Source organism: Salinicoccus jeotgali (genome assembly GCF_039538805.1).
Taxonomy (GTDB): domain Bacteria; phylum Bacillota; class Bacilli; order Staphylococcales; family Salinicoccaceae; genus Salinicoccus; species Salinicoccus jeotgali.
Genome location: NZ_BAABCK010000011.1, coordinates 111,121 through 131,183 on the forward strand (window position 1 = coordinate 111,121; position 20,063 = coordinate 131,183).

At 42.8% G+C, this 20,063-nt stretch carries 21 protein-coding genes and 1 pseudogene; 10 read left to right on the forward strand and 12 right to left on the reverse strand.

The window, feature by feature from the left end; translation table 11 throughout:
• Window positions 1–40: 40 nt before the first annotated feature.
• Window positions 41–1,213, reverse strand: a complete 1,173-nt coding sequence (locus tag ABD734_RS01610; RefSeq protein WP_344700872.1) for an MFS transporter — start codon at window positions 1,211–1,213, stop codon at window positions 41–43.
• Window positions 1,214–1,409: 196 nt separating this feature from the next.
• Between ABD734_RS01610 and ABD734_RS01615 the strand changes: the two genes are divergently transcribed.
• A complete protein-coding gene (locus tag ABD734_RS01615; RefSeq protein ID WP_344700873.1) occupies window positions 1,410–1,841 on the forward strand; it encodes a pyridoxamine 5'-phosphate oxidase family protein in 432 nt (143 codons plus the stop codon).
• Window positions 1,842–1,912: 71 nt separating this feature from the next.
• Here ABD734_RS01615 and ABD734_RS01620 read toward each other — a convergent pair whose 3' ends face one another.
• The 3 genes from ABD734_RS01620 to ABD734_RS01630 form a co-directional block, all read right to left on the reverse strand.
• Window positions 1,913–2,362 (reverse strand): hypothetical protein, encoded by a 450-nt coding sequence (locus ABD734_RS01620; RefSeq protein ID WP_344700874.1) that lies wholly within the window; start codon window positions 2,360–2,362, stop codon window positions 1,913–1,915.
• On the reverse strand, window positions 2,359–3,165 hold the full coding sequence (locus ABD734_RS01625; RefSeq protein ID WP_344700875.1) for a DUF3100 domain-containing protein: 807 nt from the start codon (window positions 3,163–3,165) through the stop codon (window positions 2,359–2,361). The genes ABD734_RS01620 and ABD734_RS01625 overlap by 4 nt, the downstream gene beginning before the upstream one ends.
• Before the next feature lie 121 nt (window positions 3,166–3,286).
• Window positions 3,287–4,348 (reverse strand): tartrate dehydrogenase, encoded by a 1,062-nt coding sequence (locus ABD734_RS01630; RefSeq protein ID WP_344700876.1) that lies wholly within the window; start codon window positions 4,346–4,348, stop codon window positions 3,287–3,289.
• A gap of 281 nt (window positions 4,349–4,629) precedes the next feature.
• Here ABD734_RS01630 and ABD734_RS01635 point away from each other — a divergent pair, with 281 nt between their 5' ends.
• Both ABD734_RS01635 and ABD734_RS01640 read left to right on the forward strand, forming a co-directional pair.
• The gene (locus ABD734_RS01635; RefSeq protein ID WP_344700877.1) at window positions 4,630–6,096 is read left to right on the forward strand and encodes a carbon starvation CstA family protein; all 1,467 of its coding nucleotides are present in this window, start codon (window positions 4,630–4,632) and stop codon (window positions 6,094–6,096) included.
• Window positions 6,096–7,160, forward strand: a complete 1,065-nt coding sequence (locus ABD734_RS01640) for a branched-chain amino acid aminotransferase (protein WP_344700878.1) — start codon at window positions 6,096–6,098, stop codon at window positions 7,158–7,160. The genes ABD734_RS01635 and ABD734_RS01640 overlap by 1 nt, the downstream gene beginning before the upstream one ends.
• Window positions 7,161–7,219: 59 nt before the next feature.
• On the opposite strand, the gene ABD734_RS01645 is transcribed toward ABD734_RS01640, so the two are convergent.
• From ABD734_RS01645 to ABD734_RS01665, 5 genes are all read right to left on the reverse strand, one after another.
• Window positions 7,220–7,966: a 2-keto-4-pentenoate hydratase gene (locus tag ABD734_RS01645; protein ID WP_344700879.1), complete on the reverse strand. Its 747-nt coding sequence runs from the start codon at window positions 7,964–7,966 to the stop codon at window positions 7,220–7,222.
• Between the two features lie 163 nt (window positions 7,967–8,129).
• Window positions 8,130–8,465, reverse strand: a complete 336-nt coding sequence (locus ABD734_RS01650) for a cupin domain-containing protein (protein ID WP_344700880.1) — start codon at window positions 8,463–8,465, stop codon at window positions 8,130–8,132.
• A 10-nt stretch (window positions 8,466–8,475) separates the two neighbouring features.
• On the reverse strand, window positions 8,476–9,759 hold the full coding sequence (locus ABD734_RS01655) for a TRAP transporter large permease (protein ID WP_344700881.1): 1,284 nt from the start codon (window positions 9,757–9,759) through the stop codon (window positions 8,476–8,478).
• Window positions 9,756–10,232, reverse strand: a complete 477-nt coding sequence (locus ABD734_RS01660) for a TRAP transporter small permease (protein ID WP_344700882.1) — start codon at window positions 10,230–10,232, stop codon at window positions 9,756–9,758. The genes ABD734_RS01655 and ABD734_RS01660 overlap by 4 nt, the downstream gene beginning before the upstream one ends.
• A 33-nt stretch (window positions 10,233–10,265) precedes the next feature.
• Entirely contained in the window at window positions 10,266–11,294 is a 1,029-nt protein-coding gene (locus ABD734_RS01665) for a DctP family TRAP transporter solute-binding subunit (protein WP_344700883.1), read from the reverse strand.
• 221 nt (window positions 11,295–11,515) lie between these two features.
• Here ABD734_RS01665 and ABD734_RS01670 point away from each other — a divergent pair, with 221 nt between their 5' ends.
• Genes ABD734_RS01670 through ABD734_RS01680 form a run of 3 tightly spaced genes read left to right on the forward strand, consistent with a single transcriptional unit; the run spans window position 11,516 to window position 15,005 of the window.
• Window positions 11,516–12,670, forward strand: coding sequence for an aminotransferase class I/II-fold pyridoxal phosphate-dependent enzyme (locus ABD734_RS01670; protein ID WP_344700884.1), 1,155 nt, complete (start codon window positions 11,516–11,518; stop codon window positions 12,668–12,670).
• Between the two features lie 48 nt (window positions 12,671–12,718).
• Window positions 12,719–13,384: a GntR family transcriptional regulator gene (locus ABD734_RS01675; protein WP_344700885.1), complete on the forward strand. Its 666-nt coding sequence runs from the start codon at window positions 12,719–12,721 to the stop codon at window positions 13,382–13,384.
• A 25-nt stretch (window positions 13,385–13,409) separates the two neighbouring features.
• Complete coding sequence (locus tag ABD734_RS01680; protein ID WP_344700886.1) at window positions 13,410–15,005, forward strand: M20/M25/M40 family metallo-hydrolase; 1,596 nt, start codon at window positions 13,410–13,412, stop codon at window positions 15,003–15,005.
• Window positions 15,006–15,067: 62 nt separating this feature from the next.
• On the opposite strand, the gene ABD734_RS01685 is transcribed toward ABD734_RS01680, so the two are convergent.
• Window positions 15,068–15,979 carry an AEC family transporter gene (locus tag ABD734_RS01685; RefSeq protein WP_344700887.1) on the reverse strand — a complete coding sequence of 304 codons (912 nt, stop codon included), beginning with the start codon at window positions 15,977–15,979 and terminating at the stop codon, window positions 15,068–15,070.
• A gap of 393 nt (window positions 15,980–16,372) precedes the next feature.
• Here ABD734_RS01685 and ABD734_RS01690 point away from each other — a divergent pair, with 393 nt between their 5' ends.
• Window positions 16,373–16,723 carry an RDD family protein gene (locus tag ABD734_RS01690; protein ID WP_344700888.1) on the forward strand — a complete coding sequence of 117 codons (351 nt, stop codon included), beginning with the start codon at window positions 16,373–16,375 and terminating at the stop codon, window positions 16,721–16,723.
• Between the two features lie 465 nt (window positions 16,724–17,188).
• Here the strand turns inward: ABD734_RS01690 and ABD734_RS01695 are convergent, their stop codons facing one another.
• The gene (locus ABD734_RS01695; RefSeq protein WP_344700889.1) at window positions 17,189–17,326 is read right to left on the reverse strand and encodes a hypothetical protein; all 138 of its coding nucleotides are present in this window, start codon (window positions 17,324–17,326) and stop codon (window positions 17,189–17,191) included.
• 617 nt (window positions 17,327–17,943) lie between these two features.
• On the opposite strand from ABD734_RS01695, the gene ABD734_RS01700 reads away from it, so the two are divergent.
• Together ABD734_RS01700 and ABD734_RS01705 are read left to right on the forward strand one after the other, a co-directional pair.
• A complete protein-coding gene (locus tag ABD734_RS01700) occupies window positions 17,944–18,435 on the forward strand; it encodes an AAA family ATPase (protein ID WP_344700890.1) in 492 nt (163 codons plus the stop codon).
• Between the two features lie 120 nt (window positions 18,436–18,555).
• Window positions 18,556–18,933, forward strand: coding sequence for a DUF3021 family protein (locus ABD734_RS01705; protein WP_344700891.1), 378 nt, complete (start codon window positions 18,556–18,558; stop codon window positions 18,931–18,933).
• Window positions 18,934–19,128: 195 nt separating this feature from the next.
• Here ABD734_RS01705 and ABD734_RS01710 read toward each other — a convergent pair.
• Window positions 19,129–19,347: pseudogene (locus ABD734_RS01710) on the reverse strand (recombinase family protein); the annotation flags it as partial.
• Window positions 19,348–19,739: 392 nt separating this feature from the next.
• Between ABD734_RS01710 and ABD734_RS01715 the strand changes: the two are divergent.
• Window positions 19,740–19,961 carry a hypothetical protein gene (locus tag ABD734_RS01715; RefSeq protein WP_344700892.1) on the forward strand — a complete coding sequence of 74 codons (222 nt, stop codon included), beginning with the start codon at window positions 19,740–19,742 and terminating at the stop codon, window positions 19,959–19,961.
• Window positions 19,962–20,063: the final 102 nt, after the last annotated feature.

Here is a 20,063-nt window from a genome sequence, read left to right on the forward strand (position 1 = left end):
TATGATTGATGCTTACTTGATCATCTCTTTTGCATCATGATTAAGGTCTTGCACCCCTTCTCTCATATCGGCCATATACGAAGTAGTATACTACCACTCCGGCCAGGACAAGCAAGGCCATCATGCTATACAGGCCATGGTAGCCAATCATCGGTACAAAACCACCAAGGATGTAGGATCCTACCCCTAGACCGAAATCCAGTGCAATGAAATAAGTAGACGTCGCGAGGCCAACGTCTTTGGCATCTGCCACTTTAATGCAGAGTGCCTGTGTAATCGATTGGAGATTTCCATAACCAAACCCAATCAGCACGCCGGATACCAGCAGCATCAAGCCGGAAGTAGTCTGACCGAGTGTAAGATACCCTATCGCCAACACTATAAAAGCCGGATAGGTGACGATATTGGCGCCAACCTGGTCCATGATCCTTCCAGTCACAGGGCGGGTAACCAATATGATCAGTGCATAGACCAGGAAGAAGTAGCTTGAAGCTGAAACAAGATTCTGTTCCTCTGCAAATAATGCAATGAAGGACAGCACCGTGGAGTATGCCATACAGATGAGCAATACCACAATGCCAATCGGCATCGCTTTCCTATCAATCCACTGGAATTTGGGCTTAGGCTCTTTGGACAAGTCTATCGTCGTATTATCCGTCTTGATGAAGATTGTAAAGAGGCTGGCGACAAGCACTAATGTGAAGACGATGACGAACAGCGTCTGGTAGGTGATGTACTGGAGCAGGAAGAAGGCCATGAAAGGCCCAAGGGCGGTCGCCATTACAAAACTCAGACTGAAATAGCTGATACCCTCGCCCCTCCGGGATTTCGGCAAGGCGAGCGCTGCAATGGTCCCAACTGCAGTGGTTGCAACTCCATTAGCCAGACCATTGAAGAAGCGCACAAGCAGCAGCAAGGTGAGATTCCCGGCAACAAAGTACAAGCCATATGTAATGATGAACATGATCGTACCGATGAACATGATTTTCCTTGCACCGATCAGACTGAGCTGATGACCAGTCAATATCCGTCCGACCAGCGAACCAACAATGAAAATACCCGATACGAGTCCTGCTGTACTGGTGGACACATTAAACTCTTCTACCGCGTAGCCGCTTATCGTCACCATAAGCAGGAACATCGCCAGCATGATGAAGAAATTGAAGATGAAGACTATGATGAAATCTTTGGTCCAAAGCTTTTCTTTTCCCATTGAATCATTCCTTAATATGTAAATCTTTTTCACGATTGTCAGACAATCATACCATATTTTGCAGTATATATATGAAGGGAATAGAAGCATATAAATTTTTTTATACTACTAATTGCGCATCAGCAATCAACCGTGATTATTATTTCCTGTAGATGGGTATAAGGATGGAGAATGATCATTAATTGGAGGTTTATCCATGAATAAGACAGATTTCACCAATAAGCTGAAAGAAATATTCGATTCCAACAAAATAGGTACGATGGCCACAATACGTGAGGACAAACCTATGAGCCGTTATATGACTTTCTATAATGATGGTCTTACACTCTATACGTACACAACGAAAGATACCTACAAAATAGAGGATCTTGAAAAGAACCCTTATGCTCATATCCTTCTCGGCTATGAAGAAAGCACTGACAAGAGCGAGCGTTTTGTGGAAATTTTAGGTAAAGCCAAATTGCCTGAAGATGTTACACCTGATGTTGACGAGACACTCGCTAAAATTGGGCAGACTTATCAGAAGTTAAAAGGCAATGATAATCTTCAAGCCATAGAAATAGAGATTGAAACGGCTAAAATAATGAATGATGACGAGACAGAAGCTGAAACAGTTGATCTGACCTAATTTATATCTTCTACCACAGAATGAAATCACGCACCTCGATGAGGTGCGTGATTTTTATATGATGCCTTTTTTTATATGATGCCTTGTATCCTCAGCACAACTTCTGCAATTAAAGCAGAACCGAGAAATGTACCTATGAAAACCAAAATCGCCACTACAATAGACTTCCATCCCATTTTTGCGAAATCGGCCCAGTTGCGTCCTATCGAGATGCCTGCATAAGCGAGTATTGGAGTAGTGATGGCCAGCAGTTCAATATCGTTCGTCCAAGTAACCACCTGTTCAGATCCGGGAAACCCCGGAAGCGATATGATAATGCCGATTAGCGCGATATAACCGACTGCTGGAATATTGACCGGGATATATTCTTCCATAATCATTCCCGCCAATGCAATCAAAATCAGGACCAGTATGCCAGGAACTGCGCCCCATGAGTAGATATCATATCCAATCATGTTCCCGAGCAGGGTTATTCCTGCAAATATCAATAGTATTAAAGTCCAATCGATGATCTTCTTCATTCGCTTCGTCCCCCTGTTTCTTCCCGGTTCATCACAGAATAGATTTTATTGGCAAGAGGGAGTCCGATGAACATGCTGACATAGAGACCAGTAGCAAGAGATATCAGATTGCTTGCTCCAGCCAATGCGATTATCTGGTCTTCCAATGCGGGGTATGCAGCAATCAGTGTCCCGCTGCCGGCCGCCATCATACTACCACTGCCGACGCCTGAAGCGAGCGCAAACGACAATGGGTGAATCGGCGTCACTGTTGCCAACAAACCTGCAATCAACCCAAGGAATATTGCCCCGAACACCGTGCCGAATATGTACATCGTCATGACCCCGCGCCCTTCGGGCGAATTGAAACCATATCGATCCATTATGAGTCCGACATTCGGCTCCCTGCCGATCGAGTGGGTCATCCCTACGCTCTCCCGCTTCATGCCGAGCCATATTGCCACAGGCAGTGCAATTAGGATGGTTCCGAGGTTGCCGAACTCCTGGAGCAGCAAGGCAGGACCAACCGCAATCAGTTCTTTTGCCTGAGGACCGATGATAACCCCTATTTTAGCAATGAGCACCCCCACTCCCATGACGATCAAAGGCTCGGCATTGATGGATTGAATTTTCGAAATCACTGGAGTGAAATACAATCCAAAACCGATAATCAACGCATAGAGCATCGGCAACAACAGAATCGCTCCTGGGCCGACGGGGATGGATATCTGTCCGATTAATTCTGTAAACAAGACAATGGTGAGGACAACAGCGTGCAGCCGCCAATCCTTCAGTATCGATTTCAATTCTTTTCTGTCGTCCATATTTTCCCCTCCTCGGGTGCACAACGTATAAATCCGTTCTTCATTAATCAGAATAGTACCACAACTCTAGTGGTTCTACAATTTCAATTTAAAAAGGATGGCTGATATAACAGCCATCCTTTTAGACTTTCCTTTTCAACCTTTTGATTACCTCACCTGCTACTTCATCAGTTGTCGCATTTCCGCCTACGTCCGGTGTAAGAATTCTTTCTGCTGCGACACTTTCCAGCGTATCGAGCAGTACAGACCCCATCTCTTCCTCACCGTGGTGATCCAGCAGCATTTTGACCGTCCAAATCTGACCTATAGGATTGGCAACGCCCTGCCCGGCGATGTCTGGCGCAGAACCATGGACAGGTTCGAACATCGACGGGAACTTGCCGTTCAAATTCAAGTTAGCCGATGGTGCGATGCCGATGCTCCCCATTATTGCTGCACCGATATCGGTGAGGATATCTCCGAATAGATTGCTGGCCACTATAGTATCGTAGCGCTGTGGATGGGTGACGAGTGAAGCCGCCAGTGCATCGATATGCTGTTGGGACGTTGTAATGCCTTCATACTGTGCTGACGTTTCGCTGAACACTTCATCCCAAAAAGGCATGGCATGAAATATGCCGTTCGATTTCGTCGCACTCGTTACATGATGACTCCTCCCTGCAGAAAGCTTGAATGCATATTCCATGGCCTGTTTTGTGGCCCTTTTTGAAAAGACGTTGTTCTGAATCGCAATCTCATCATCTCCCCGGTACATGCGCCCGCCTACAGAACTATACTCTCCCTCGCTATTTTCACGCACGATGACCAGGTCGAAATGCGCCGGATCAGACAGTGGTGAATCGATCCCTTTAAATACCTTTGCCGGCCTGACGTTGATTCCCAGTTCGAATTCCTGCCGGATTTTCAAAAGCAGTCCCCATAGAGAGATATGGTCCGGCACTTTGGAAGCATCGCCCACTGCACCAAGCAGGATACTGTCCGATTCAGCCAGGCGCTCCATCCCATCATCTGCCATCATTTTTCCATGCTTAAGATAATAGTCGCATCCATATTCGAAATGTTCATATTCAAAATCCAGTCCACCGTGAATTTCCCCTACTACATCCAGTATATCTAAGGCATGGGGCATCACTTCATTTCCGATGCCATCTCCTGGAACAACAGATAATTTTATTTTCTTCATAATTTCCTCCTTCAATCATATTGCGTCCCCTTCATTACTCAGCTCATCGGTATAGTTCAAAATGGGACTATCCTCTTCAGATTACATGAAAAATGTGTACCATGGGTAGAATGCTTCTAAAAACCGGATACACCCCCAGTATTACTACACGATTCGGTTATATTTTTCTGTTGAATTCCTCTGCTAAAAAGAGAAATCTAAATTATCTGAAAAAGTGTTGCTATTCCCTCTGGAAACTGATAAGATGTAAACAATTTTCCAATAAAGGGAGGCATTCGATTATGTGGACACTTACTTTTTCAGTTCTTCTTCTAATACTCGGCTATATGGTGTATGGAAAGATTATTGAGAAGATATTTGTTATTGATGATACTAATGAAACACCTGCTTATAAAAGCGCCGATGGTGTCGACTATATTCCAATGCATCCCATCAAAGGGTGGCTCGTCCAACTTCTCAATATAGCGGGGCTTGGTCCCGTGTTCGGGGCAGTCGCCGGCGCATTGTATGGACCTGTTGCATTGATCTGGATCGTCGTAGGCTGTATATTCGCCGGTGCGGTCCATGATTACTTTTCAGGTATGCTGAGCATTCGCCACAATGGCTCACAATTCCCTGCACTTGTAGAACGTTATCTCGGCAAAGGGGTTAAAGTCTTCATTTATGTCGTCTCTTTGACACTGATGATTCTCGTTGCAGCCGCGTTTACAGCAGGACCAGCAGAATTGATTTCACTCAAGACTGGAGGAGCCATCCCGTTCTTCGTGGCGCTGGTGGTCATCTTCGCCTATTTCCTTACAGCCACCATCCTGCCGATAAATAAAATAATAGGCAGAATCTACCCGATTTTTGGCGCAGTGTTGATCATCATGGCAGCTGCGGTATTTGGCGGATTATTGTTCTCGGGGGCACAGGTACCCAATCTGACGTTTGAGACGGCCCATCCGGAATCATTACCCGTTTGGCCGCTTCTGATGGTCACCATATCCTGTGGTGCAATTTCAGGATTCCATTCAACCCAGAGCCCGATCATCGCGCGCACGGTCAGAAAAGAATCTGAAGGGCGTAAAGTCTTTTTCGGTGCTATGATTGCAGAAGGCATCATCGCACTCATCTGGGCTACGGCCGGCATGACTTTCTTCGGTGGGACGGAGGGGCTCGGCGCGGCGCTGGCCAATGGTGGTCCTGCTGGCGTCATCGACTCGATTTCAATCGGCTACCTCGGTACATCGGGCGCTATCCTTGCATTCCTTGGTGCAGTCATCTTGCCGATCACAACCGGCGATACTGCGCTCCGCTCTTCCCGCATGATGCTCACTGAGGCGATTGGACAATTCGTGAAGTTTGAAGGTAAGATGAAACTATTTCTGATGACCGCCTTGGTCGCGGTCCCTGCATTCATGCTCGCTACAATCGACTACTCCTTCCTGTGGAGGTACCTTGGTTTCACGAACCAGACTGTTGCAGCTACGATGCTATGGGTGGCCACCGCTTACTTGATCAAAGAAGGGAAATTCCATTTCATTGCTGGCATCCCTGCATTGTTCATGACAGGCGTGGTGGGGACCTATTTCTTCTACGCCCCGGAAACGCTTGGTATGAATTATGAAATATCACTTATCCTCGGATTGATACCGGTAATTGCTACTGGAGGTCTCTACGTAAGAGCGATCTATAGACAGAAGTTTAAAAACACTGCACAACCCACAACACCACTTACTGCTCAACAATTAAGGGAGGAATTATAATGACACAGACACTGCAAATCGAACGGGCCAACAACCTTAAGGACAAACCGGATGTATCGACGGTGAAATTCGGTACAGTATTCACGGATTACATGTTCACGAACAAATATACCCCTGAGTATGGATGGTCAGAACCTTCCATACTCCCTTATCAGAATCTGCAGCTTTCACCTAGCTGTCAGGCACTCCACTATGGCCAATCGGTATTTGAAGGGTTGAAAGCCTACAAAAATGGAGAGGATGTACTGCTCTTTCGGCCGGATGAGAATTTCAGCCGGATGAATAAATCGCTCTCCCGTCTGTCGATGCCGGAAATCAACGAAGAAAATGCGCTCAATGCCCTTTACGAATTGATCAAGCTAGAGCGTGATTGGGTGCCCGATGGTCCCGGCCAGTCGCTTTATATCCGCCCATTTGTCTTTGCGGATGAGCCGTATCTTGGTGTCCGACCATCGGAGACATATCAGTTCAACATCATCCTGTCCCCGGTCGCCGGCTACTATGGCGCCCAACTCAGCCCAACCAGCATCTATGTCGAAGATGACTTTGTTCGTGCTGTGCGCGGCGGTGTCGGCTTCGCTAAAGCAAGTGGAAACTATGCAGGAAGCCTGCTTGCCCAGAAGAAGGCCAATGAACTTGGGTATGAGCAGGTTCTATGGCTTGATGGCGTCGAGCAGAAATATATTGAAGAGGTCGGCAGCATGAATATCTTCTTCATCCGTGACGGCGAATTGATCACTCCAAAACTTAATGGCTCCATCCTCCCTGGCATCACCCGGAAATCCATCATCCAATTGGCGGAATATAAAGGGTACACAGTCAAGGAAGAAGCCATCCATATCGATACGCTTGCAGAAGACTTGGAGAGTGGCAGAATCACAGAAGTCTTTGGCGCAGGTACGGCAGTCGTCGTTTCCCCAGTAGGCAAGCTGAACATCCATGGCGTCGACTACATCGTCAACGATAACCAGGTTGGCCCGGCGGCCCAAGAGCTGTATGATGACTTGACGGATATCCAATATGGACGAATTGAAGACCCTTTCGGCTGGGTCGTAAAACTATAAATGACAAAAGGCATCTTGTGGACTGACCACAGGATGCCTTTTGTTTGGTTATATAATCATCACACAGTGACTTCGAAAATCATTTTCCCTATATTTTCATATTCCACTTCGTAATGCCCATGCTTAAGTGGCACCGGCAGATTGAAAGTGCCGGAAGACACGAACATCCCGGGCACAAGCTTCTTACCCCTACCAGCAAGAGACTCCGCCAGCCACTTTACTGATTTGGCCGGATGACCGAACACTTCAGTGGAATACCCCTCCTTCAGGATCTCCCCATCGCGCCGAAGGACACCTTTGATGTCATCAAGATCACCGTAGCCATAACGGGCTGGTGCTCCATATATCACTGCACCGTTCACCGCGCCGTCCGCAATGATCTCAGTTAAGCTGGTGTTCGGGAACCAATCCTTATAACGTCCATCCGGCACCTCTGCACCCGGGGCCACCCGGCATTTCTTCATTATCTCTTCGGCGGAGTCTGACGGAAAGATTTCTTCATCGATCAGAAACACCAGTTCCATCTCGAGCAATGGTATATTATAATCCTTCAAACTGATCCCCCTCCGCACGGTTACATCAGTCATTGCTCCGTAGAGCGGCGTCTCGCTGCCGAACAGATCACGGGTCTCCTGACTCGTCAGGCTGATTTTATATCCCATGAGGATTTCCCCGTTCTCCTCCTTCATCTTCAACACTTCATCCTGGATACTGTAAGCTTCCTCCCTGGATTCAATTTCAAGCGTTCCAAGCTCCAATGGTTCATTCGTCGCGTAAGCCGTATAAAGCTGTTCCACAGTCGACATGGATACCCTCCTATTATTTTTGTAATATTCAGAATCAACTTGCCTATAGATAAAACCTGTCGAGTCAGTGACTCCCATGTCATGAAGTCACACCCAGAATATCTAAAAATGGCAGGCTGCATGATGTCACTGCGCCTGCCGTACATCTATTCAATTTTAGCCTTTAGAAGACAACAGCCAGAAAAATCAGCGGCGCTTTCCCTATATTGACTATACCATGGGACTCGCCTTTTACAATCAGGCAAAGGTCTCCAGGCCATGCCTTCCTCACCGATTGATCTGAATCCATAAATTCTGCCTCTCCGGATAAAATATAGTAGCCTTCCGAGTCGTCAGTATGCTCATGATACCCGATGTTTGCACCAACCTCTACTGTAACTTTTGCGAAAAGGTCCAAGCCATCGACTGTGCCAGGCTGCAATATCTTTTCAATAATTACACTGCCGGTTCCACTATGAAGATTGTCAAAATGTGTGACTTCACTTGGTTTCAAAATCATTTAATCTCTCCTATTTGAACAGTCCTGGAAGGAATGTTGATAACGGTGGGAAGAATATTATGATCAGGACCATAACGCCGACGATCGCCAATACATGAAGAATATATGGCAATGTCTCTTCTATACCCATCCGCCTGTCTGTAATGCTGCACCCAGCGATTAACGACAAACCAACAGGCGGAGTGATGTTTGCCAGAGCGAAATTCATGATCAATACCATCCCGAAATGGACTGGATCGATTCCGTATTGTGTCGCTATCGGCATGAATATTGGGCTCAAAAGCACAATTAGGGATGTTACCTCTGTAAGAGTACCTAGTATCAGCAGAATTATCGAGACTATAATCAGGAACATCCACGGCGATGTAGCATAATCCAGGAAGAAATTCGAGATCATAATCGGTATCTGGTTGGCTGTCAATACATATGTAAATGCATTGGCTGCAGAAATTATAATGAGGATAGTTGCAGAAGTAACTGCAGAAGACACCATTATTTCCTTATATGTCCTGAAGTTAAGTTCCCTGTATACAAGTGCAAGGATAAAGCCATACGCAACGGCAATGACAGCTGCCTCAGTAGCTGTTGCAAAACCACTGAAAATACTACCAAGGATAAATATTGGAGTCAGCAGAGGGAAAAATGCACGCCATGCTATTACCCAGAACTCTTTCCCCTTAGGAGTTTCTGCAGGAATTTCTCCATATCCTTTTTTCTTCGCAATCACCGCCACATATACTGATAGAGCAACAGTCAGTATGATGCCTGGAATGAGACCGGCGATAAACAGATCACCGATTGAAATATTAGCTGTAATACCGAGTATCACCATTGTGATGCTCGGTGGTATGATAAGCCCTAATACTCCAGCTGGTCCAATTATGCTGGCGATAAATGAATTGCTGTATTTCTCTTCCTGCAAGCGGGGTACAAGCACTGACCCGACAGCATATGTTGTCGCAACTGTTGAACCAGATACGGCCCCAAACAAAGCAGTAGTAACGACCGTAGTGATTGCTGTACCTCCGGTGAAACGTCCGACCACAGCACTGGATAATGCCATGAGTCTTTTCGTCAAACCACCCTTACCCATTATGTTTCCGGCCAAAATGAATAGAGGCAGTGCCAAATATGAAAAACTGTCCACACCGGCAAACATGCGTTGGATGACTATTTCGAGTGAAACGCCACTCAACATCAACATGGCAATGGACACCAACCCTATGACATAGGCGATTGGCATACCTATAAAGAGAAGAGCAAAAAAGATGAGCAGTATGAGAATAATCATCATGGTATCATCTCCTCCTCTTCTTCAGTAGGCGAGCCGGTCAGGTTCATTGCTATGAAGTAGAGTGAGAATAATCCACTGACCGGAATCGCCAAGTACGAGATTCCGACTGGAAGCTGCAAAGTCGATGATGTTTGTGACATTGCACTCATGGATAATTTAAATCCATAAAAAGTCAGTACTGCATAAAATACTATTATTAAAGCGTTGACCAGGATATAAAAAATCTTACGATGCTTGGTCTTGAATTTATTGACAAAATAATTTACTGCCAGATGCATCTTTTCATAGATGGCCAGGCTGCTGCCAAGAAAAGTCAACCATACAATGAATAGCCTGGATAATTCTTCGGTGCCCGGCAGGGAATAATCGAAGAATCTGGTGACGACCTGCAACAAAACGATGAACGTCAGTAATGTGATGGTTATAATGCACATCCACGTCAACAACTTTACTAGTATTTTCGTAAATCCCATTTTTATTTACGCCCCTTTAAAGATTGATGGATTTTACTTTTCCCATCCAGATGCTTCTCTATATACATCCATCAGCTCTTTGCCAAATACCTCTTCCTCCCATTTATCATAAACTGGAAGCATAGCTTCTCGGAAAGCTTCAGTATTCACATCATCATTGATCTGCATGCCGTTTTCTTCCAATTCCGCCAGATAATCTTCTTCCATACTGTCGTTCATTTCAGTGACTTCTTCGGATATCTTAGACGTTTCTTCCTTTATAAGCTTCTGATCTTCTTCAGAAATCTGATCCCAAGTGTCCGTTTCGACCATCATCATCACTGTATTGTAGAAGTGGCCCGTCAATGACAGATAGTCCTGGACTTCATAAAATTTAGCTGCATTTATAACAGACAATGGATTTTCCTGTGCATCAAGCGCCCCCTGCTGAAGCGCACCATAGACTTCACTGAATGCCATAACTGTAGGCAGAGCACCTACCTCTTCAAAAGCATCGACTCTAAGTGCTGTTTCGGCAACGCGGATATTGACGCCTTCTAGATCTTCTGGATCGACAATCGGTTTCTCATTGTTCGTTATATGCCTTTTGCCCCATTCGAGATAACCGATTTGGGTGAGACCCTGCTCAGAAGCGATGTCCGCCAGTTTTTCACCGAACTCGCCTTTGTAGGCTTCGCGTGCATGTTCTACGTCTTTCCACATATATGGAAGGTCCTCGATTGCCATCTTCATATCCAGCGTCTGCATCGACCCGACCATAATTGCGCCAGCCTGCATCGACCCTACTTGAATCTGCTCTAACATTTCTGTTTCAGAGCCTAGCTGACTGTCCGGGTAGATGTCGAATACGACCCGACCATCGGTTTCCTCCTCTACAGTTTCTGCCATTTCATCAATTTTGTCTGCAGCAGGCGTCCCGGGTGACAAGGCATGACCTAACTGTAATGTCACAGACTCGTCACTACCTCCACTAGCTGATGACTCTTCTCCGCTTCCTCCACACGCTGTCAATATAAAAACCAAACTTAAAGTAGCCACAATACCCGATAACTTTTTCATCATTCCATCCCCTTTATAATGATAACGTTTTCAATGAGTTGTATACTGTATACAAAAAGATTACAGCAGTTTAAAAAAGTTGTCAACGACTATTGCGAAAAGTGTGATAATTTAAGGTTAAGCGCTTTCTTATATTATTTATTTTTTTCGATAAAAGTTGCTTTTACTAATATATGCCAATATAATCGATATTGTATACTGTATACAATACAGGAGGTGCAAGAATGACCAGAGTGATAAACGATATTGCGAAAACCTTAGAAATACCTGGAATAAGAGTGTTTGCCAACAAAGTAAGCAGCTATAGCGACGGCATAAACCTGACAATAGGACAACCAGATTTTCCTACTCCAGAAAACATTAGGTCAGCAGCCATTGAAGCAATAAGGAAAGGTAAAACTGGATATTCACATAACGCAGGTTTGATGAAACTCAGGGAGAGCATCTCAAGCTTTTTCGCTGATACTTACGGCTTCCACTATGATTCTGCTGAAGAGATTGTGGTGACCAACGGTGCAAGTGAAGCCATCGATTCAGTTCTTCGTACCATCATCCGTAAAGGAGATGAAATCATAATCCCTTCACCTTCCTACTCAGGATACGAACCGCTCATCCGTTTAAATGGAGGTGTACCCGTCTATATCGACGTTTCAGACTCGAATTTTAAAGTCACTCCTGAAAAACTGATCGAAGCGATTACAGATAAGACTAAAGCCATCATTTTCAACTATCCTTCGAACCCAACCGGAATATCATTATCACAGCAGGAAACCGCAGCATTAGTCGACATAATAATGGATAAGGATTTTTTCATCATTTCAGATGAGATATACAGTGAGAATACGTTCAGCGGCGAACACACATCATTTGGTTCATTTCGGGAAATCCGGGACAGGCTATTTCTGATACACGGATTATCAAAATCGCATGCCATGACAGGATGGCGCCTCGGTTACGTGCTCGGCCCTGCAGATCTGATCCGATATGTTCTTCGTGTCCACCTCAACAATTCGATTTGTGCATCCCTGCCAAGTCAATATGCTGCGATAGAAGCTTTAGACCATACACGGTCTTTCCCACAAGAAATGAATGAAACCTATAAGGCACGCAGAGATTTTATATATGACAGGCTCTCAACCATGGGCCTCAAATGCAATATCCCCACCGGCGCCTTCTATATTTTCCCTAATGTTTCACACACAGGACTGGATGATCTGGAGTTTGCCACGAGGCTTCTCGAAGAAGAGCATGTTGCTGTAGTCCCCGGCTCAACCTTCTCGAATGAGGGAGCAGGATTCATCAGAGTTTCCTACGCTAATTCCATGGCCAATCTGGAAGAAGGGATGGAGCGCATGGAACGCTTCATGGCCACACTTTAAAGGATAATCGTCCTCTAGCAGCACATTAGATATGAAAGGATACTTGATATGAAAAAAATCCCCAAAAGCTCCCGCCTCTCCGACCAAGCTTTTGAAATATTGAAAGAATCGATACTCACCGGTGAATTGAGGGCCGGAGATCCTTTACCAGAAGAAAAGTATTCAAAACAACTCGGCATCAGCCGTACACCTTTTCGCGATACTTTGATGCGCCTTGCTTCAGAGGGGTTGATTATACAGAAGACGGGGGCGCCTGCTGTCGTTGCCGATTTCACTAAAGAGATGTCCCTTGAATATATGGAATTACGCAATCTCTTGGAAGTTTATAACATTGAAAAGACGATAATGAAAATCGACTCTGATATGACCAATAACCTGAAAGAGAACCTGGAACTGCAGAAGCAGGCAATAGATAACAACAGATATGCTGAGTTCATGAGACTTGATAAAGAATTCCACCTCTCGCTCGTGTCAGTCACCACCAACACGGAAATAAGGAAACTCCTTCAAAAAATCAATGATGACCTAAGCAGATCATTTCTGATCCTTTCCAAGACGGTGCCTGAAAGCGCAGAAGAGGCTTATAAAGAACACATAGAAATATTGAAGGCCATCGAGCTACAGGATACTGTACTAGCAAAAAATAAAATGCTTATCCACTTAAGTAATGTAGAAAAAAGATTTTTAAACTATTACAACGAAAATGAAAACTAGAACAACCAGATTTAGGAGGAAAATTATGCTTTGGCAATCACCTGAACAAATAGAAGATCTCCTGTGCCGCCTAGTCTCTTGGGAGAGCCGGTCGGGCACACAAGGGGAAATAGAATTCCCTTTTAATTTAAAGAAAGAATTATCCCGGCTGGAATATTATATGACGAACCCGGGCTTTATCACCTTGCATGATGCCGGTAAGGGGCGCAATGCCTTGAGTGCCCTGTATAAGAACTCGGATGCCCAGAAAACGATTGTGCTGATCAGTCATTTCGACACCGTCCATACAAAGGAGTTCGGTTCAAATAGCCAACTTGCATTTGTACCGGAAAAACTCATTAAGCACTTCAAGGAAAGAATCAGCGATTTTCCTGAAGATATACAGAATGACATCCAATCCGATGAATATCTGTTCGGTCGGGGCGCCATGGATATGAAAGCAGGTCTGGCACTGCATATCCATCTGATTGAAAAGGCGATAGAAGAAGAATGGCCGATAAACCTTCTGCTCGTGACGGTGCCTGATGAAGAAGTGGATTCCGCAGGCATGCGCGCTGCAATCGAAAGATTGGATGGCATCCGTATTGAAAATGATCTCGATTTTTCACTGTTCCTGAACAGTGAGCCTAGCTTCACCCAATATCCCGATGACCCAAATTATTATTTCTACTCTGGATCCATCGGCAAAATAATGCCTTCCGCCCTTTTCTACGGCGTCGAAACGCATGTCGGCGAACCACTCAGGGGCTTGAATGCACACTATATGGCCTCATTCATGAGTCAGAAGATGGAATTCAGCGACGCTTTTTCTGAAGAGGAGTACGGTGAAAAGACACCTCTTCCGATTACACTTAAATATTATGATCTGAAAGAGGAGTACTCTGCCCAAACATCGAATCATGTGGCGACTCTCTATAATGTATTCACCATGAAACAGAATGCTGCCGATATATTCAACACCTACCATAACCTTGTTGAAGAAACCATGGATGAATGCCAAAAGCACTATGAAAGCCTATGCAACAGAGAAGGTGTCCATCCTGTGGGCACCATCAGAACCCTGTCGTATAAAGCGCTCCATGACTATATGGCTGATAAATATGGGTCAGAGAAGGTTGAGTCGATCATCTCCGAATATGTGGACCGCAGCGATCTCGACGATCGTGAAAAATCCCTTCATATCGCCAACAGGATGGTCACATACTGCAAGGAACTCGCGCCACTCGCCGTGACGCTCTTTGCACCGCCTTTCTACCCGGCAGTCAATGCCTCTGAAGAACCGTTGGTCAGAAGCCTCGCGTCACTGACGAATGAATTTTTGACGGAAAATCATGGTATTGAGCCAAAAGAAATCCACTACTTCAACGGCATATCGGACTTAAGCTATGTAACATACGATAATTATGATGACAGTTGGGAATCGTACAAATCCAACACACCGGTATGGGGAAGGACCTACAGCATTCCATTCGAAGAAATGCAGAAACTGCAGGCCCCCTTCATCAATATAGGACCGTTCGGCAAAGACCCGCACAAGCTGACTGAACGGCTACACCGGAAAAATGCCTTTGAAATCACTCCAAAATTGCTGGATAAAGTGATAGAACATTGTATGCGCTAGATGAATTCAATAAGGGGAGGACAATCAGCAAAAACTCTGATTGTCCCCCCCTTATTCTTATTTTATATGCCAATCAGATATAGACATATTGGTATCGTGATAAGGCTGATCAACGTAGTGACTAATGTAGAAAAGGAGACAAGATTGGGTTTTACATTGAATTGAACCGCAAGCATCGTCGAATTGGCAGCCACCGGCATCGCGTTGAGGATGACGAATACCATCTTCATCGTATCATCGACAGGCATAAACAGGACCAGTACAGCTGCCACTAAAGGTGCAATAATCATCCTGACAACCGTTACCGCTGTGATATTCTTCATTTTGAATTTTTCTTTGGTAATCTGGGCCAGCTGCATGCCCAGTATGAGCATTACTACGGGGATCGCAGCATCCCCTGTCATTTCTGACATCTCCATGAGTTTATCGTCAACTGTAACGTCAAACACCTGAAGCAGTATGCCAGCCAAGGCGCCATAAATGACTGGAATCTTAAATACGTTCACAATCGCTTCTCGTACAGTTATCAAAGCCCCGGTTCCGAAAGAAGCGATGAATATCCCAATGGTACTGATTAGGAAACCATGTAGTACCATCAGCACTATGGCATAGTCGAACGCCGTTGCGCCGATTGCGAACAATACAACAGGCGAACCATAGTTCCCGCTATTTGGAAAAAGATTACCCAGCAGCATCGCCGACATCTCCTCCCTATCAGCTTTCAGGAAGTAGCCGATTATAATCGTCACCCCACCTAGAATAGCTGTAATGATGAGGGTGAAGGTAAACAAGTGAAAATAGTCCATTGTGATTTCATTAGTATAGAATGTGTTGAATGTCAGAATCGGCAGTAATATGTAAAGTGATAAGGCAGATACGGATTTTATATCCATCTTCAATATCTTTTGGGCGATATACCCTGCTCCAAATATCAAAAAGACCGGCAGTACAATCATCAGCAGTTGCATTTCCATATATCTTCCTTTCTTTTCAGCTCAAGCCGCTACGAGGGCTTCCCGTAGTTGGAATCTTAAAGATCTATACATCGGATTCGTACGCACCATTAATATTTTATATTATTCATAAAATTGAAATAGATTTATCTTTATATGTAGACTACCATAAAGGTCAAGGAAGCAGATAGAATCTATCGGCATATATCATTTAAGTAAAAGTTAGTGAAAAGGAGGGCACTTCTATGTCTTACTCGCCATTTAAAAGACGTATATACGCATTCTTTTTAGATTACGTTGTTATCGTTGTATATGGAATATTTGTTGTAGGCACCATTTCGTTCATATTCCATCCATATATTGAACCACTATTCTCTAACTCGCCGGTAACAGCTGAACTTACAGGCTTTTTTTATGATAACATTGCCAGTTTCACTCTACCTCATTTTGTGTGAATGTTCTAAATGGCAAGGGACATTAGGAAAAAAGAAATTGGGCATCCGCGTTGTTGACGCTTTCGGCCACCGCATTGGTGTTGGCCGTTCTGCTTTGCGAACGTTGGTCAAGTTTCTTCCTTGGGAGATTGCGCACTTTGGTGTATGCCGATTAATGCTTCCTTCTAACCTTTCTGAAATTACCGTTTATATAATCCTAAACGCTGTAAATCTTGCAATATTAACATATCTAATAATTCCTTTCACAAATAAAAAAAGGAAGAATGTTTATGATTGGATAGCAGGTACTGAGGTGATCAATCGAAGTTAGACGTGGTTAATCCTTCAAGCAAATTGATGAAGGTAAGGAATGACTCAGCTGAGCTCATTTTATATTGTCTTTACTCATTTTGTTGAATAAAAGCAGTATTGAAAGGGAGGATATTATATGTGGATGTTCATATTAGCTCTGATTATTTCTTTAAGCGTCGCCTTTGGCTTTTTTGATGATAAGAATAAGAAAAAATGATACGTCCATGTCATTTTAACGGAATGAAAAAATAGTGAAAATAAAATTTTTTCTAAAAGGAATTAAGATATAAAAATCATGCAGACAGATTTTTACATTCAATCGGTTCGAGTTTAAAGATACTCTAAAATAACAGGCTCTGATAGGACTATTAGATCTATCTTCAAAATATTTATATTATTTTCTGATAGTACACACTCCAATCAGAGATCAGACAGATAGTATCAAGATAAGAAGAACTCGATTTTTCTAACGAAAAATTTTCGTTTAAAAAACTATAACAAACAACAAAATAATACTAAGAATTAAAAAGACCAAAGCTAAAACTCCAAAAGGAATCCCAAAAAATTTATCCAAAAAAGACCAAACAAAGTCTCCATCTTTATTTTTAGACTTGTCTTCCATACCTTCTCCTCCTTTTTTTCAGAATATCATAATATTTATTCCAATTTCCTTTTGGTGTGAACCAACGGCAACCCTAAAGATTCAAAAAACTGTCGGTAGGCAAGTAATCTCACAGAACTAGCCTACCGGCTTTTTATTTTATTCAAAGTTGCTTTTCCCTTCCAAATACTTTCTCAGCATAAAATGTACTGCACATCGCTAAGTAATTACTCCATTGGAAACAATAGTCTTTTTTAGAGTTGCAGTATTAAAATGAGAATGAATACTATTATCTCAATTCCTAAAATTTCCTTAAGAAAAATATTAGCTGGCGAATCTTTAGCGTTATTTCTATTTGAATTAAACAATGATGAATTACTTACAAATAACAGAAGCATCGTGAAAAATAATATGGTTAACAAAATACTTAGATAACCCAACTAATCTCCTCACTTTGTTTAAGATGGATATATATTTTATTGATTTATTTGAACTTTCACTATATTAAACTGCTATTGATAGTATACTAATAAAGGAGAGTAATTTAAAAATAGATCATTTCTCATTGCTCAATTTAACATTGTTGTACCTCAAAGATAAGTTAGACATAAAACACTGCTAATGATAAGGAGGATCCTATGTCCATCGTTATTTTGATCAGAGGCAATTCTGGTAGCGGCAAAACTGTTGTAGCCAATAAATTACATAATATTTTAGGCAGTGGCACTCTTTTAATCTCACAAGATATTGTGAGACGAGAAATGCTTAAAGTTAAAGATAGACCAAATAATTTAGCGATTGGGTTAATCGATAATATATTGAGTTATGGTATTTCTAATTGTGATTATGTAATTCTAGAAGGGATTTTGGCTGAAAACAAATATGGTTCTATGTTGAGACAGTCATTGAGCAAAGTTGAAAAAACATTTGCTTATTATTACGATTTACCTTTTGAAGAAACACTTTTAAGACATAATTCAAAACCCTTCACTGATTTTGGAGCAAAAGAGATGCAGTCTTGGTTTACTGCTAAAGATTTTATTGGTTTGGAAAATGAAAAGGCTATAAAAAGGGATGTTACCGAGGAGAAAATGATTGAAATTATACTTGAAGATTTAAATTCGAATTAAAGGAATTTCATTTCTTCTTAATGACAAGAATAATTTGATGATGTTTGTCTACGTATCCTGCACGCTGTTTGTCACATTATAAATTAAATCCAAATTATGGTTGATCAAGGGGTGTGGATTATGATGCTTATTAAAAAGGGTCTTTTAAGGGGTGGCATTCCTTTTATAATTATGGAAGCTTTTGCTTCAGCACTTTACCTACAAGGTAAACTAGCGGAATCTAATGACCTTTTCTTTGGGGGTCTTGTACTATTGATTCTAGGCGCAACGACAGTGATTTATAATATAGATCAATGGAGTTTAACGAAACAAAGTGCCGTTCACTTCTCCATTATGTTGGGCACGCTTTTTCCAGTTCTATTATTAAGCGGCTGGTATCCAGTCACATCTTTACAGGATATTCTTCTGGTATTTATGATTTTCATTTCGTCTGGTTTAATAATCTGGATGATAATGTTCATACTGGCTAAAGTTTTTAAGCATCAAGGTTCTATTTAGGTCGATCAATTGGAATTAATCGATCTAAACCGTTCGCTGGTGATGATTGATCACATTATATATGGTCCCCTTTGAGACCCCTGCCAGTTTCATAATCTCTTTAATAGAGAGCTGCTTGCTCTGATAAAGGGATCCAATCATTACCGCTTTCTCTTGCGTAATCCGGGGCATCTGCCGATCGGGCCCGTGAGCGGGTTGCCTCGTGGTCCGAACCAACCAATCCAATCCCGTAACGCCCAGGGTGTCCTCTGTCCGCAAGTAATCCAAACAGATATCCAATTCGGTTCTGTTAGTTTTACGACCTCCTACCTTCTCAGAGAGTATTCGGTAATATCCAGCAGATTTCAGTATATCAATTTGGCTATTCAAGTTCTGATTGCGGGTACTGACCCGCGCATAACCTACTTTAGTCATATTTTGACTCCTTTCTAATCCGTTTTATTACATGAAACAGGTATTATCCCCTATCACTCTTACTAAATCTGATCTCACAGTGCATGGCATCGTTCAAAAACCCATGTACTTTTGAATAATATATACATTGATTATTATACATGTTTTTGGACTCAATCTATATGAATAAAGGACGATTTGACGTATGGTAAAATCGTCCAATTAACGGTTATTAATTGGACGATAATGGAAAGATATTTAGACAGATTATTTTGACAAAAGAGAATATACGAAATTATTTAATTTTAGGGAATTTTTGGTACAGTGGTGAAGACATTTCATATTTATGGTTTTAGACTATATTTTTAATGTTTAATCTTAGATATTAAATTAATTGAAGAGGAGAATGTGTTTTGAAGAAAGTCTTTTTAACTTTTATGACTGCAATTTTATTGTGTAGTGGTGTAAGCAGTGTTAGTGCTCAAGCCTCAGACAAAAAAGTTGATGAAAATAGTGACTTTGAGGAAACTCAAGAAGTATTAGAAAAATACATAACAAGTACTGAAGACGGAGAAGTTGTATTTGATGTAAATCAAGCTAAAGAGGACGGTGTAAATGGCAGTATTAAAATGTAGGAAATCGGCAATTGAAAATTGTTGGTTTACCTACATTTTTTTGTATGCTTTTCTTATGACATCGAAGGAGGATATTCATGAGAAAAGACGTACGCGAAGGAG

Coding starts and splice junctions, on each gene's coding strand:
- ABD734_RS01610 (WP_344700872.1), bottom strand. CDS start 1,213: ATGGGAAAAGAAAAGCTTTGGACCAAAGATTTCATCATAGTCTTCATC.
- ABD734_RS01615 (WP_344700873.1), top strand. CDS start 1,410: ATGAATAAGACAGATTTCACCAATAAGCTGAAAGAAATATTCGATTCC.
- ABD734_RS01620 (WP_344700874.1), bottom strand. CDS start 2,362: ATGAAGAAGATCATCGATTGGACTTTAATACTATTGATATTTGCAGGA.
- ABD734_RS01625 (WP_344700875.1), bottom strand. CDS start 3,165: ATGGACGACAGAAAAGAATTGAAATCGATACTGAAGGATTGGCGGCTG.
- ABD734_RS01630 (WP_344700876.1), bottom strand. CDS start 4,348: ATGAAGAAAATAAAATTATCTGTTGTTCCAGGAGATGGCATCGGAAAT.
- ABD734_RS01635 (WP_344700877.1), top strand. CDS start 4,630: ATGTGGACACTTACTTTTTCAGTTCTTCTTCTAATACTCGGCTATATG.
- ABD734_RS01640 (WP_344700878.1), top strand. CDS start 6,096: ATGACACAGACACTGCAAATCGAACGGGCCAACAACCTTAAGGACAAA.
- ABD734_RS01645 (WP_344700879.1), bottom strand. CDS start 7,966: ATGTCGACTGTGGAACAGCTTTATACGGCTTACGCGACGAATGAACCA.
- ABD734_RS01650 (WP_344700880.1), bottom strand. CDS start 8,465: ATGATTTTGAAACCAAGTGAAGTCACACATTTTGACAATCTTCATAGT.
- ABD734_RS01655 (WP_344700881.1), bottom strand. CDS start 9,759: ATGATGATTATTCTCATACTGCTCATCTTTTTTGCTCTTCTCTTTATA.
- ABD734_RS01660 (WP_344700882.1), bottom strand. CDS start 10,232: ATGGGATTTACGAAAATACTAGTAAAGTTGTTGACGTGGATGTGCATT.
- ABD734_RS01665 (WP_344700883.1), bottom strand. CDS start 11,294: ATGATGAAAAAGTTATCGGGTATTGTGGCTACTTTAAGTTTGGTTTTT.
- ABD734_RS01670 (WP_344700884.1), top strand. CDS start 11,516: ATGACCAGAGTGATAAACGATATTGCGAAAACCTTAGAAATACCTGGA.
- ABD734_RS01675 (WP_344700885.1), top strand. CDS start 12,719: ATGAAAAAAATCCCCAAAAGCTCCCGCCTCTCCGACCAAGCTTTTGAA.
- ABD734_RS01680 (WP_344700886.1), top strand. CDS start 13,410: ATGCTTTGGCAATCACCTGAACAAATAGAAGATCTCCTGTGCCGCCTA.
- ABD734_RS01685 (WP_344700887.1), bottom strand. CDS start 15,979: ATGGAAATGCAACTGCTGATGATTGTACTGCCGGTCTTTTTGATATTT.
- ABD734_RS01690 (WP_344700888.1), top strand. CDS start 16,373: ATGATAACATTGCCAGTTTCACTCTACCTCATTTTGTGTGAATGTTCT.
- ABD734_RS01695 (WP_344700889.1), bottom strand. CDS start 17,326: ATGGAAGACAAGTCTAAAAATAAAGATGGAGACTTTGTTTGGTCTTTT.
- ABD734_RS01700 (WP_344700890.1), top strand. CDS start 17,944: ATGTCCATCGTTATTTTGATCAGAGGCAATTCTGGTAGCGGCAAAACT.
- ABD734_RS01705 (WP_344700891.1), top strand. CDS start 18,556: ATGATGCTTATTAAAAAGGGTCTTTTAAGGGGTGGCATTCCTTTTATA.